The sequence below is a fragment of the Mesorhizobium sp. B2-4-13 genome (genome assembly GCF_006658535.1).
In the GTDB taxonomy this organism is placed as follows: Bacteria; Pseudomonadota; Alphaproteobacteria; order Rhizobiales; family Rhizobiaceae; genus Mesorhizobium; species Mesorhizobium australicum.
Window position 1 is genome coordinate 564,317 of record NZ_VFVB01000003.1, and the last position, 12,807, is coordinate 577,123.

The window sequence follows — 12,807 nt, forward strand, 5'->3', positions numbered from 1 at the left end:
ACATGACCATGGCCGCAAGCGGCGTGCTTGCGGCCATTATCCGTCGTATGAAACGGTGGATCACTCGGCGGGAACGATGTCCGCCGGCAGGCTGTCGTCGGCGCTCCCAGCCAGCGCTCTCGCCAGCTTGGCCTCATCGAGTTCGCCTTCCCAGCGCGCCACGACCAGCGTCGCCACCGCATTGCCGACGAAGTTGGTCAGCGCCCGGCATTCCGACATGAAGCGGTCGACGCCGAGGATCAGTGCCATGCCGGCGACCGGCACCGAGGGAACCACCGAAAGCGTGGCGGCCAAGGTGATGAAGCCTGCCCCGGTGATGCCGGCGGCACCCTTGGACGACAGCATCGCCACCAGCAGCAGCAGGATCTGGTCTGATATCGACAGATGGATGTTCGTCGCCTGGGCGATGAACAGGGCGGCAAGCGTCATGTAGATGTTGGTGCCGTCGAGATTGAAGGAATAGCCGGTCGGGATGACCAGGCCGACCACCGAACGCTTGGCGCCGGCCTTTTCCATCTTCTCCATCAGCGAGGGCAATGCCGCTTCCGACGATGAGGTGCCCAGCACCAGCAGCAGCTCTTCCTTGATGTAGCGGATCAGCGACAGGATCGAGAAGCCGTTGTAGCGGCAGACGGCACCGAGCACGACGAACACGAACAGGAACGAGGTCGCGTAGAAGGTTCCGACCAGCATGGCGAGGTTGATGACCGAGCCGATGCCGTATTTGCCGATGGTGAAGGCCATCGCACCGAAGGCGCCGATCGGGGCTGCCTTCATCAGCACGCTGACCAGCTTGAACATCGGCGCCATCAGCGCCTGCAGGAAATTGAGCACCGGCGTGCCCTTCTCGCCGACCAGCGCCAGCGCGATGCCGAACAGGACCGAGAAGAACAGCACCTGCAGGATGTCGCCGTCTGCGAAGGCGCCGACGATCGTGCCGGGAATGATGTTCATCAGGAAGCCGGTGACCGACTGGTCATGTGCCTTGGCCGCGTAAGTGTTGACCGTCGAGGCGTCGAGCGTCGCCGGATCGATGTTGAAGCCGGCGCCTGGCTGCACGACATTGGCCACGACAAGGCCGATGATCAGCGCCAGCGTGGAGAAGGTGAGGAAGTAGAGCATCGCCTTGCCGGCGACGCGGCCAACCTTCTGCAGGTCGCTCATGCCGGCGATGCCGGTTGCCACCGTCAGGAAGATGACCGGGGCGATGATCATCTTGACCAGCTTGATGAAGGCGTCGCCCAATGGCTTCATGCTCTCGCCGATCGACGGATAATAGTGGCCGAGCAGGATGCCCACGGTGATCGCCACCAGCACCTGCACGTAGAGCTGGGCATAGAGGGGCTTGCGCTGCGCGGCGGGCGCGGCGGATTGGTCTGCGATATGCATCGAACTCTCCCTGGCCGGATGGACGGAACCCGCCCTGCGTGACTTCTCCCATCGCGGCGTTCCGGTCGCCCGCCGCTGCAAGAACTTTGCAAGCGCTGTGCCAGATGCCGGATAGGCCGGAATCCCTGGGTTCAGCCGTTCCTGCCTTGCCTTTGACGGGGAGTTGTGCGGATTTCCGCACAGGCCTTGTTTGCCCGGGCGGAATTTCGCATTAGACTGGGGGCAAAGCCGGGGAGCAAAGGGAGAGGGCCGACGCCACAACAGCGCATCGATAGCGGATCCCCCGGGTTTGCCGGCCGCGACCTGCTGCGCGAAGCGGTAGCGCGCCTGCGTGGCCGTTGGCTGTTTACGGCAATAGCGCTCTCTGTGCTTGCCGGCGCGGTTGCAACCGCCGGGCGCATCGCCGAGGGTCAGGCCGCCGATGACCTGCGCGACGGGGCATTGGCCGCCTTGCCGCTGGCGGCCGGAACCCTGACCGGCGAAATCGAAAAGCAACGTCTCGTGCCGCTGGTGCTGGCGCGCGACGATGCGGTGCGTGATGCGCTGCGCCGCGCCGGGAAAGTCGAGGAAACAGCGCTCGACGCCAAGCTGAAGGCCATAGCCGGCGATGCGTCGGCGTCCGCCATCTATGTCATCGACACGGCGGGCATGGCGATATCGGCCAGCAATGCCGGCCAGCCGGACAGCTTTGTCGGCATCGATTATAATTTTCGCCACTATTTCACCGATGCGATGGCCAAGGGCGCGGCCAGCCAGTATGGCCTCGGCACGATCAGCGGCAAGCCGGGACTCTACCTTGCCGGCCGTGTCGACGACGGTGGCAAACCGCTTGGCGTCGCGGTTCTGAAGGTCGAACTCGGCGGTGTCGAAGCCAATTGGCGGGCGAGCGGCTTTCTCGTTTTCGTCACCGACGAGCGCGGCGTCGTTCTGGCCACCAGCCAGCCCGACTGGCGGTTCCATGCGCTGGCGCCGCTCTCCGCCGCGGATGCCGCCGCGGCGCATGACCAGCTTCAACTGGTCGACGCCGCCTTCGAGCCGCTGCTGATACGGCGTGGCGCCGGTGACGGCCTGGCGACGATCGAAGAAGCCGGAAAATCGCGTCGGTTCGTCGAGGTGGTGCAGGACTTGCCCGGTGCCGTCCCCGGCTGGCGCCTGTGGCTGCTGACGCCCGCCGATGCCGCATTGACCGCCGCCGCCAACACGGCGCGCCTGACGACACTGCTCGGGCTGCTGCTGATGGGGCTGCTTGCCTATGCGTTCACCCGGCGCCGGCGCACACGCCGGCTGCGGCAGGAGGCGCTGGCGCGCATGAATGCCGAACTCGAAAGCCGGGTCAGTTCCCGGACCGCCGAACTGACGCGATCGAACACGGCCCTTGCCGGCGAAATCGCCGAGCGCGAAAACGCCGAGGCCAAGGTCCGCCGGCTGCGCGACGATCTTGCCCAGGCCAACCGGCTCTCCATCCTCGGCCAGATCGCCGCCGGCGTGGCGCATGAGATCAATCAGCCGGTCGCCGCCATCCGCACCTATGCCGAGAATGCCCGCCGCTTTCTCGAGGCCGGCAAGACCGAACCGGCAAGCGGCAACCTGACCTCGATCGTCTCGATGACCGAGCGCATCGGCGCGATCACCAGCACGCTGCGCACCTTTGCGCGACGGCCTGGCGTCGCTGCCTCGCCCTTGCCGGTACGCGAGGCGATCGAGGGCGCGCTGTCGCTGCTGTCCGGCCGCATCCGCGATTCCGGCGTCACCATCGTCAAGCCGGGCGGCACCGCATCGCCATTGGTGATGGCAAGCCGCATCCGGCTGGAGCAGATCCTCGTGAACCTGTTGCAGAACGCGCTGGACGCCATGAAGGACCGGCCTGATCCCCGCATTGAGATCGACCTCGCCGAACGCGGCGACCGCGTGCTGATTTCGGTGCGCGACAATGGCCCCGGCCTCGATCAGGACGCCGCCGCCAATCTGTTCATGCCGTTCCAGACCACCAAGGAGAAGGGGCTTGGCCTCGGCCTGGTGATCTCGCAGGAGATCGCCCAGGAATTGGGCGGCACGCTGCGGCTCGACCCCGGCACCGCCAGCGGCGCATCCTTCACCATCGACTTGAGGCGGATCGAATGACGCAGGGATCAGGGCTGGTCGCGCTCGTCGACGACGATGCGGATCTGCTGCATGCCACCACGCAACTGCTCGAACTTGCCGGCTTCACGGTGATCGGGCTCGACGCCGCCGAGGCAGCGCTTGGTGTCGTCGACAGGGACTTCGAGGGTGTGGTCGTCAGCGACATCCGCATGCCCGGCATGAATGGGCTGCAACTCTTCGACCGCGTCAAGGCTGTTGATCCCGACTTGCCGGTGATCCTGGTCACCGGGCATGGCGATGTCGATCTTGCGGTCGCCGCGCTCAAGGATGGGGTCTATGATTTCATCCCGAAACCCTATGCGGGGGAGCGTCTGGTGGAGGCGCTGAAACGTGCATCGGAGAAGCGGCGGCTGGTGATGGAAAACCGGCGGCTCCGCGAAGCCGCCGCACTTGCCGCGGACGGCATGCCGTTGATCGGCGAAGCGCCGGCCATAAGGCGGTTGCGCGAGACCTTGCGCCAGATCGCCGACATGGACGTCGACGTGCTGGTGGAAGGCGAGACCGGAACCGGCAAGGAAGTGGTGGCCGACCTCCTGCACCGGTGGGGCCGGCGGCGTGCAAAGCCGTTCGTGGCACTGAACTGCGGCGCTCTGCCCGAGACCGTCATCGAAAGCGAGCTGTTCGGCCACGAGGCCGGCGCGTTTACCGGGGCGCAGCGACGGCGGATCGGCAGCATAGAGCATTCCAGCGGCGGCACGCTGTTCCTCGACGAGATCGAATCCATGCCGCCGGCCCTGCAGGTCAAGCTGTTGCGGGTGCTGGAGACGCGCAGCCTCACCCCGCTCGGCTCGAACGAAACAAGGCGCCTCGATCTCCGGGTCGTCGCGGCGACCAAGGTCGATCTCGGCCGGCAGGACCAGCGCGGCGGTTTTCGCGAGGATCTCTATTTCCGCCTTAACGTGGTGACGCTGCGCATTCCGCCGCTGCGCGAGCGGCGCGGCGATATCGAGATGCTGTTCGGCCACTTCCTTGGCAAGGCGGCGAAACGGTTTGGCCGGCCTGTCGCCAAGGTGAACGCCGCCGTGAGCCATCATCTCCAGTCGCATGACTGGCCGGGCAATGTGCGCGAACTCGCCCATTTCGCCGATCGCGTCGCGCTCGGTCTTGGTCCCGATGACGAAACCAGGTCCTCGCCCGCACGACTGCCAGCGCCTGCCGCCGCACTGCCGGAGCGGGTCGGGCATTACGAGGCGCAGCTCATCCGCGACGCGCTGCGCGACCATGGCGGCGACGTGCGCGGCGCCATCGACGCGCTCGGCGTGCCGCGCAAGACGTTCTACGACAAGCTCAAGCGCTATGGCATCGCCGCATCTGACTTCCGTCCCTCTTGACGTTTCCAAGCGAGTATCCCGAAAAGCCATGAACACGATACTTGAAACGACCGCCGCTCCCCTTCCGGAAGAACTCGCCTTTCTCAGCGAACGGCTGACGGCGTTCAACGACGGCGATGTCGGCGCGTCCGAAAGGAAGGCGCTGGCGGTGTTCGTGCGCGACGAGATCGGGGCGATCGTCGCCGGCATTTCAGGCTACACCGCCTGGGGCTGGCTCTACGTGCAGTGGCTGTGGGTCGACGAAAGGCTGCGCGGCCAGCACATGGCAGGCCGGATGCTCGACGCGGCCGAACGCGAAGCCGTGGCGCGCGGCTGCCAAAACGCCTGGATCGACACATTCAATCCCAACGCCGCCAAGGTCTATCAGAGGCAAGGCTACCAGCCTTTCGGGACGCTGGCCGATTTCCCGGTCGGCCGCAGCCGCATCTTCCTGCGGAAGAAACTGGTCGACTGATCAGCCAGCCAGCTTTCCGCCGCGCATCGGCCGCGGCGCGCCCGTCGTGCTCGGGAAACTGATCGGCAGGCCGCGCAGCACGCGAACCGCGAGGAAGGCAAAACACTCCGCCTCCACCGCGTCGCCGCTCCAGCCGAGGCTTTCGGCCAGCACGACCTCGACCCCGGCGCGGCTGGCGAGCATCGCCATCATTGTCGGGTTGTGGCGACCGCCACCGCTGACCACCAGCATCTTCGGCCGGCTGGGCAGAAGGTCGAGCGCCTTGCCGACAGCGGACGCGGTGAAGGCGGTGAGCAGGGCCGCGCCATCCTCGGCGCTCAGGCTGTCGGCCATGGCCGCGCCGAAATCGAAACGGTCGAGTGATTTCGGATAGGCCTTGGTCAGATAGGGATGCTGCAACAGCTTGGCGAGCCGGGCTTCGTCCACCTTTCCCGCGCCGCCAAGCGCGCCGTCGCGGTCCATTTCGCCGAGCCCCTTCGACTTGATGAAGTCGTTGAGCGGCGCGTTGGCGGGGCCGGTGTCGAAGGCGATGACATTGTCGGCGCCGTCCCACCAGGTGATGTTGGCGACGCCGCCGAGATTGAGCACCGCCACCTCGCCACTGGCGCCGGCGCCGCGCATCAGCGCGGTGTGATAGGCAGCGGCCAAAGGCGCGCCTTGTCCGCCGGCGCGCATGTCGGCCGAGCGGAAATCGTAGGCGACCTTGGTGCCGAGGATGGCATGCATGAGCTCGCCGTCGCCGAGCTGCCGGGTCTGGCCGAGCCGTCCGACCTGCGGCGCGCGATGCAGCACGGTCTGGCCGTGAAAGCCGACGACCCCGATCTCGGCCATCGTCATGCCGTAACCTTCCACGAGTTCCTTCACCGCCGCCGACTGCGCGCGCGTCAGCGCCTCTTCGGCCTTGCGAAAAATCGCAGGTTCCGGCCCGGTGAAATTCCAGGCCCGCGCCGCCGCCAGCGTCTCTTCCAGCAGCGACCGGATCGACGCGGGATAGGGCATCAGCCGGTAAGTGCCGAAATCGTCTATCCGCTCGCCATCGGTCTTGATCAGGGCGACATCGATGTTGCCGTCAAGCACCGTGCCGGTCATCAGGCCGACGGCCCAGATTGGTTCCATCATTGAGCTCCATTGATGAGGTCGCCGACCGCTTGCCGAAGCTGAACGATGCCGCTGTCGAAATGACGTGTCGGATGGATCCGGTTGGTAAGCAAGGTCCACGCCTTGCCCTTGTCGAAGTCGATCCACAATCCTGTGCCGGTGAAGCCGGTGTGGCCGATCGTTCCCGGACCGCACAGCGCACCGCCGGACCAGCCTTGGTAAGGGCGCTCCCAGCCATGGGTGCGGGTGGCCGACAGGGGCTCGCGCATCAGCGCGATCAACCGTTCGGATGCGCCGGTTCCGTCCAGCAATCCCCAGGCGAAATCGAGCACCGAAGCAGCTGTGCCGAACAGGCCGGCATGACCCGCACCCTGCAGCGCCGAGCAATTGTCGTCGTGGACCTCGCCGGACAGCACGCGATGGCGCCAGGTGCAGTCCTCGGTCGCCGCGGCGGCATCGGGTTCCGCGAACCAGGCAAAGCCTGGGCCGGGTTCCATGGCGCGGATGCTCTTGCCCGACAGCCGCTCCATCGCAAAGCCGAGCAGGATGAAGTTGATGTCGGAATAGACAGGATCGCGCGCCCGCCATTCGCGCTGCAGGACGAAGGCGCGCAGCAGCTCGGGGTCCCGCCCATAGGTGTAGATCGGCTCGACGGCCGGAAAGGGCGTCTGGTGGCCCAGGCACTGGCGAAACGTCACCTCCCGCTCCCATGCGTTCGCGTCATACTGGCGAAGGTCGGGAAGCAGGGAAATCAGCGGCGCGTCGAGATCGATGATGCCGTCCTGCGCCAGCGCCAGGATACGCGGCGTGGTAAAGATCACCTTGGTCAGCGACGCCAGGTCGAACCAGGTCTCAACAGTCATCGGCCTGACCTTAGGCACAAGCTGCGCGGAGCCGATCGCTCTGGTGATGCGCTCGCCATTTCTGCCGACCAGGCCGAGCACGCCGCCGGGAATGCGCTTGGCCGCCACTGCCGCTGCGAGCGGTTGGAACGCGCGATCGAAGAGCCGGGCGAGGGGGCTCAATGCCGGCCACCGCACGTGGGCATGTCGTCAAACGGAAAAGTCGGCGATCCTTCGCACCCCCCTCTGTCCTGCCGGACATCTCCCCCGCAAGGGGGGAGATTGGCCGTAATAGCGGCTCTCGCGAATCGCCGACGTCGCAGGAAGGGGCGGGATGCCGAAGCTGCTAATCTCCCCCCTTGCGGGGGAGATGGCTGGCAGGCCAGAGGGGGGTGCTGTCCCGCCGACCGTGCATATCCCAGTGCACCGTCCATCACACCTCCACCCTCGCCATATGATCCCCGCCAAACTGCTCCCATCGCGCCGGCGCCGGCTCAAACCCTGGCGGGCGCACCAGCGAAGGCACCTGGCGTGTGTCGATCTCGAAATGCTCGCGCCGACGGTCGATAGCCGGAACGGCTGATATGAGCTTCTTCGTATAGGAATGTCTCGGCTTCGACAGCACGGACTGTGCGTCGCCGATCTCGACGATCTGGCCGGCATAGATGACGGCGATGCGGTGCGCGATCCGCTCGACCACCGCCATGTCATGCGAGATGAACAGATAGGCCAGCCCAAACTCGCGCTGCAGGTCGACCAGCAACTCCAGCACCTTGGCCTGCACCGACACATCGAGCGCCGACACTGCTTCATCGAGGACCACGACGGACGGGTTGAGCATCAGCGCGCGCGCAATGCACAGCCTTTGCCGCTGGCCACCGGAGAATTCATGCGGATAGCGCTCGAGGCTGTTCTTGGGCAGGCCGACGCGTTCCAGCAGGCGCGCCATTCTGGCCCGCGTTTCGGCATCCACCCGGCCGCCGGTGGCGATCACGGGTTCCGCCAGAATGCTCTCGATCGTCAGCCTTGGATTGAGAGAGGCATAAGGGTTCTGGAACACCATCTGTATGGGCCTGGCGCTGCGCCTCGGCGAGGCCGCTCGGGCGCCGACCGAGAAGCCGCCGCGCGCCGGCCGCACAAGCCCTAGCACCGCCTTGGCGGCAGTGGATTTGCCCGAACCGCTTTCGCCGACGATGGCCAGCGTCTCGCCGTGCATCAGGTCGAAATCGACGCCGTCGACGGCATGCACCGCGCCGGTGGCGCGGCTGAAGAAACTGCTCTTGAGGGGAAACCGAACCACGAGGCCATCGACCTTCAAGGCCGGTTCGGCGCTCGCGCCGTTGTCGCGTTGCCCATCCGAGCGCGTCGCGCGACCGCTGGCGAAATGCGGCACGGCGTGCAGCAGATGCTGGGTGTAGGGATGCTGGGGGCTGTCGAGGATCCGGTTGAGCTCACCCTGTTCGACGGCCTGCCCGTTCTGCATCACCATCACCTTGTCGGCGATGCCGGCAACCAGGCCGATATCGTGGGTGATGAAGATGACGGACATGCCGCTTTCGCGCTTCAGCTCGGCAAGCAGCGCCATGATCTGTGCCTGCACGGTAACGTCGAGCGCCGTCGTCGGCTCGTCGGCGATCAGCAGGCGCGGGTTGCAGGCCAGTGCAATGGCGATCATCACCCGCTGCAGCATGCCGCCGGACAGCTGGTTGGGCGTGTATTTCAGCCGCCTTGCGGCATCGGGAATGCGCACGCGGTCGAGTGCGTCCTTGGCTGCCGCAGTAGCCTGCCGGCCGGTCAGGCCGCGATGCAGGCGGAACGATTCCTCGATCTGGGTGCCGATGGTCAGCACCGGGTTGAGCGAGGTCATCGGTTCCTGAAAAATCATGCCGATCTCGGCGCCGCGAATGCCGGTCAGTTGCGGTTCGGTCGCGGTCGTCAACTCGAAGACGGTCCCATTGGCCCGCTTGAGCTTCATCGAGCCGCCAGTGATGCGGCCGCCACCGAAATCGACGAGCCGGTTGATCGACAGCGCCGTCACCGACTTGCCCGAGCCGCTTTCGCCGACAATGGCCAGCGTCTCGCCATCGGCGATATCGAAACTGACGCCGCGCACCACCTCGTTGGCCCGGGGGTCGCGGCCGAAGCCGACGCGCAGGTCCGAGACTGACAAGAGCGGGGTCATGCGAACGCGCTCCGCATCCTCGGGTCGAGGATGTCGCGCAAGGCGTCGCCCAAAAGGTTGAAGCCCAGAATGCTGATCATGATCGCCAGGCCTGGGAAGATCAGCAGCCAGGGTGCCGTTTCCATCAAATTGCGGCTGTCGCTCAGCATCAGGCCGAGCGACGCGGCGGGCGGCTGCGTGCCAAGGCCGAGAAAGCTCAAGCCGGCTTCGGTCAGCAGCGCCCAGGCGAGCGCCAGCGTCACCTGCACAGTCAACGGCGCCACGAGGTTGAGCAGCAGGTGGCGCGTGACGATATAGCTCGAACTGCTGCCGAAGGTTCGCGCGGCATCGACGAATTCGCGTGTCTTGAGCGACAGCGCGGGGCCCCGCACCACGCGCGTGAAAATCGGCGTGTAGACGATGCCGATGGCAACGACGCTGGTCCAGGTGCCGGGGCCGGCAACGGTGACGATGAGCAGCGCCAGGAGGATCGCCGGGAAGGCCAGCAGCACGTCCATGATCCGCATCACGACGCCGTCCCAGCGGCGCCCGAGCCAGGCGGCGGCCAACCCCAGGATCGTTCCGGCAAGCGCCGCGAAGGCCACCGAGAAGAAGGCGACGGTAAAAGACTGGCCGATGCCCGCCATCAGGCGGCTGGCGACGTCGCGGCCGAACAGGTCGGTGCCCATCCAGTAGGCGGCGCTGGGCGCATGCAGCCGGTCGATACGGTACTGCGTGATCGGATTGTGCGGCGTCAGCCCGAGCAGGCCGAGGATGGCAAGCAGCAGATAGACGCACACGATGACGCCGCCGATGCGGCCGCTGCCATGGCCGAAGATGGCACGCAGGATGCGCATCACTGTTCCCCCAGCCGGATGCGCGGATCGAGCGCGACATAGGCGAGGTCGACCAGGAGATTGACGATCATGAAGTTGAAGGCGATGAACAGCACGCTGCCCTGCACCAGCGCGTAATCGCGCTGCAGGATCGCGTCGAGCACCATGCGTCCGAGGCCGGGCAGGGCGTAGATCTGTTCGACGATGACGGCGCCGCCCAGGAGGTAGCCGAATTCTATGCCGCTCAGCGTCACGACAGGGATCAGCGCATTGGGAAGCGCATGCCGCCAGATGACGCTGCGCGCCGAAGCGCCCTTGCTGCGTGCGGTGCGCACATAATCGTCGCTCAACACGTCGAGCATTGCCGATCGCGCAATGCGGGTGACCGACGCCGCGAAGGCAAAGCCCAGCGTGATGGCGGGCAGGATCAACTGGCTGAGATTGCGCAAGGGATCCTGCCAGAGCGGCACGAATTCACCCATCGCCGGCAGTACGCCGAAGCCCGCCGACAGCGTGTAGATGATCAGCAAGCCAAGCACGAAGCTCGGCGTCGACTGGCCGATCATGGCGACGACGCGCACACCGAGATCGGACAGCTTCTCGTTGTGAGTGGCGGCGTAGATGCCGGCCGGCATGCCGACGGCAAGTGCAATGATCATAGAGAGGAGCGCCAGCTCCAAGGTCAGCGGGAAGCGCTCGAGGATGACGTCGAGAACCGGCCTGCCATAGGTGACGGATATGCCGAAATTGCCGTGCAGGATGCCGCCGATCCAGCGCCAGTACTGGACGAACCAGGGCTGGTCGATGCCGAAATAGGCGGCGAGCGAATCCCGTTGTGCCGGCGTCAGCAGGCCGGCCTCGGTGCCCAGCATCGCCGTGATCGAATCGCCGGGCACCATCCGGATCGCGACGAAGACCAGGATGGACACGCCAAGCAGCACGAGAGGAAACGTCGCCAGCCGTCGCAGGAGATAGTTCACGCCAGGAAGACCTCTCGTCCCGTTGCCGAAGCTACTGGATCGTCACCTTGCTCAGGCTGAACAGCGTGCCGGTCGGCGTCGGCACGAACCCGGATATGTTCTTCTGTTGCGCCGTATAGCTATAGGAGGTGTAGAGCCAGATCCACGGCGACATTTCGGCGAGGTGCTTCTCGAATTCGGCGAAGATCGCTTTGCGTTTGGCCGGATCGGTCTCTGCGCGGCCCTGCTGCATCAGGCTGTCGAGCGTATCGTCGATGTAGTTCGCCACCTTTTGCAGATTGCCTGATTTGGTCCAGTAGCGGTTGTACATGGTATAGGGGTCGGCCCGGCCGCCATTGAGCGCGATCGCCATGTCGAAATCGCCCTTCAGCCAGGCGTCGACATAGACGTTGAGCTCCATCATCTTGATATCGAGTTTGACGCCGATTTCGGCGAGCTGCGACTGGATGACCTGGGCTTCGGCCGCTGCCGTCGGCGGCTCGCCCGTGGCGCCGATCACGGTCGCCGAAAAGCCGTCGGCAAAGCCGGCCTCGGCCATCAGCTTCTTGGCCTTTTCGACATCGCGCTTGTAGCAGAACAACTGGCTGGGATCGGTGGCCAGCGCCGGGATGGTCAGCGGTCCGGTGACCTTGCCTTCGCCCAGCGCGGCGGTGTCCAGCACCTCCTGCCGGTCGATGGCGCAGGAGATCGCCTGGCGCACCTTGAGCTCGGTCATCGGCTTCCGCGACGGGTTGAGCTGTAGCACGTTGTAGGCCAGCACCGGCACGCGGTTCAATTGCAAGTTGGCTTCCTTCGGCACCAGCGTGGCGACGAGCGGATCGTTGAGCAAGGCGAAATCGATCTGCTTGGTGCGCATGGCGGCGAGGATCGCCGCCTCGTCGGGCAGCACACTGATCTCGATGCCGTCGACGCCGGTCGCGCCGCCGGCCCAGTTCTTGTTGGCGCTCAAGACTTCCTTGGCGTTGGGATCCCACTTGTCGAGCTTGAACGGGCCCGAACCGACCGTCCTGGTGCCGATCGAGCCGGCCTTGATCTCGGCCACCGGAACGATGGCCGCGTTGACGTCGCTCATTGCCGTCAGGATAGGCGCGTCGGCCTGCGACAGGTGGAACACGACGGTCGCTGCATCCGGCGTGTCGATGCTGGCGATCGACAGGAAGTTGGCGCGGGCGGCGGCGCCGGTCTTCTCGTCGAGAATGCGCTCGAACGACGCCTTCACGTCGGCCGGGGTCACCGCCGTGCCGTCCTGGAATTTCGCCTTGGGATCGAGCTTGAAGGTCAGCTCCTTGCCGTCCTTCGAAAACTCCCAGGAGGAGGCGATGGCGGGGATGATCCGCAGGCTGGCGTCGACGCGCACCAGCGGCTCATAGATCAGCTCCAAAAGCCGCAGCGACGAAAAGGCCGTCTGCTTGTGCGGATCAAGCCCGGTGGCGTCCTGGGACCAGGCCATGTGCAGCGTCGCCGCCTGCGCCGAAACCGTCCCGATGCCGAGCATCGCGGCAAGGGTGATGCCCGAAAGCAGCCTTCTTGTAAGATGAACCATTCTCGTCTCCCATTATTGAACTCGATGCCTT

General features: G+C 65.6%; 10 protein-coding genes. 3 read left to right on the top strand and 7 right to left on the bottom strand.

Features of this window, described 5'->3' with window-relative positions; translation table 11 throughout:
- Window positions 1–60 precede the first annotated feature (60 nt).
- Window positions 61–1,389, bottom strand: a complete 1,329-nt coding sequence (locus FJ936_RS10750; protein ID WP_141906550.1) for a dicarboxylate/amino acid:cation symporter — start codon at window positions 1,387–1,389, stop codon at window positions 61–63.
- A 165-nt stretch (window positions 1,390–1,554) separates the two neighbouring features.
- On the opposite strand from FJ936_RS10750, the gene FJ936_RS10755 reads away from it, so the two are divergent.
- The 3 genes from FJ936_RS10755 to FJ936_RS10765 are packed head-to-tail and all read left to right on the top strand — an operon-like array spanning window position 1,555 to window position 5,316.
- Complete coding sequence (locus tag FJ936_RS10755; protein ID WP_141906551.1) at window positions 1,555–3,510, top strand: sensor histidine kinase; 1,956 nt, start codon at window positions 1,555–1,557, stop codon at window positions 3,508–3,510.
- Window positions 3,507–4,862, top strand: coding sequence for a sigma-54 dependent transcriptional regulator (locus FJ936_RS10760; protein WP_140787962.1), 1,356 nt, complete (start codon window positions 3,507–3,509; stop codon window positions 4,860–4,862). The genes FJ936_RS10755 and FJ936_RS10760 overlap by 4 nt, the downstream gene beginning before the upstream one ends.
- A 28-nt stretch (window positions 4,863–4,890) precedes the next feature.
- On the top strand, window positions 4,891–5,316 hold the full coding sequence (locus FJ936_RS10765; protein ID WP_140787964.1) for a GNAT family N-acetyltransferase: 426 nt from the start codon (window positions 4,891–4,893) through the stop codon (window positions 5,314–5,316).
- Here FJ936_RS10765 and FJ936_RS10770 read toward each other — a convergent pair whose 3' ends face one another.
- The 6 genes from FJ936_RS10770 to FJ936_RS10800 form a co-directional block, all read right to left on the bottom strand.
- Window positions 5,317–6,432: an anhydro-N-acetylmuramic acid kinase gene (locus FJ936_RS10770; RefSeq protein WP_141906552.1), complete on the bottom strand. Its 1,116-nt coding sequence runs from the start codon at window positions 6,430–6,432 to the stop codon at window positions 5,317–5,319.
- The gene (locus tag FJ936_RS10775) at window positions 6,432–7,439 is read right to left on the bottom strand and encodes a serine hydrolase (protein ID WP_140787965.1); all 1,008 of its coding nucleotides are present in this window, start codon (window positions 7,437–7,439) and stop codon (window positions 6,432–6,434) included. The genes FJ936_RS10770 and FJ936_RS10775 overlap by 1 nt, the downstream gene beginning before the upstream one ends.
- 250 nt (window positions 7,440–7,689) lie before the next feature.
- A complete protein-coding gene (locus FJ936_RS10785) occupies window positions 7,690–9,438 on the bottom strand; it encodes an ABC transporter ATP-binding protein (protein ID WP_140787967.1) in 1,749 nt (582 codons plus the stop codon).
- Window positions 9,435–10,274 (bottom strand): ABC transporter permease, encoded by an 840-nt coding sequence (locus FJ936_RS10790; protein ID WP_140617422.1) that lies wholly within the window; start codon window positions 10,272–10,274, stop codon window positions 9,435–9,437. The genes FJ936_RS10785 and FJ936_RS10790 overlap by 4 nt, the downstream gene beginning before the upstream one ends.
- A complete protein-coding gene (locus FJ936_RS10795) occupies window positions 10,274–11,233 on the bottom strand; it encodes an ABC transporter permease (protein ID WP_140715197.1) in 960 nt (319 codons plus the stop codon). The genes FJ936_RS10790 and FJ936_RS10795 overlap by 1 nt, the downstream gene beginning before the upstream one ends.
- A 31-nt stretch (window positions 11,234–11,264) precedes the next feature.
- Complete coding sequence (locus FJ936_RS10800; protein ID WP_140787969.1) at window positions 11,265–12,776, bottom strand: ABC transporter substrate-binding protein; 1,512 nt, start codon at window positions 12,774–12,776, stop codon at window positions 11,265–11,267.
- Window positions 12,777–12,807 lie beyond the last annotated feature (31 nt).

Coding starts and splice junctions, on each gene's coding strand:
- FJ936_RS10750 (WP_141906550.1), bottom strand. CDS start 1,389: ATGCATATCGCAGACCAATCCGCCGCGCCCGCCGCGCAGCGCAAGCCC.
- FJ936_RS10770 (WP_141906552.1), bottom strand. CDS start 6,432: ATGGAACCAATCTGGGCCGTCGGCCTGATGACCGGCACGGTGCTTGAC.
- FJ936_RS10760 (WP_140787962.1), top strand. CDS start 3,507: ATGACGCAGGGATCAGGGCTGGTCGCGCTCGTCGACGACGATGCGGAT.
- FJ936_RS10785 (WP_140787967.1), bottom strand. CDS start 9,438: ATGACCCCGCTCTTGTCAGTCTCGGACCTGCGCGTCGGCTTCGGCCGC.
- FJ936_RS10765 (WP_140787964.1), top strand. CDS start 4,891: ATGAACACGATACTTGAAACGACCGCCGCTCCCCTTCCGGAAGAACTC.
- FJ936_RS10790 (WP_140617422.1), bottom strand. CDS start 10,274: ATGCGCATCCTGCGTGCCATCTTCGGCCATGGCAGCGGCCGCATCGGC.
- FJ936_RS10800 (WP_140787969.1), bottom strand. CDS start 12,776: ATGGTTCATCTTACAAGAAGGCTGCTTTCGGGCATCACCCTTGCCGCG.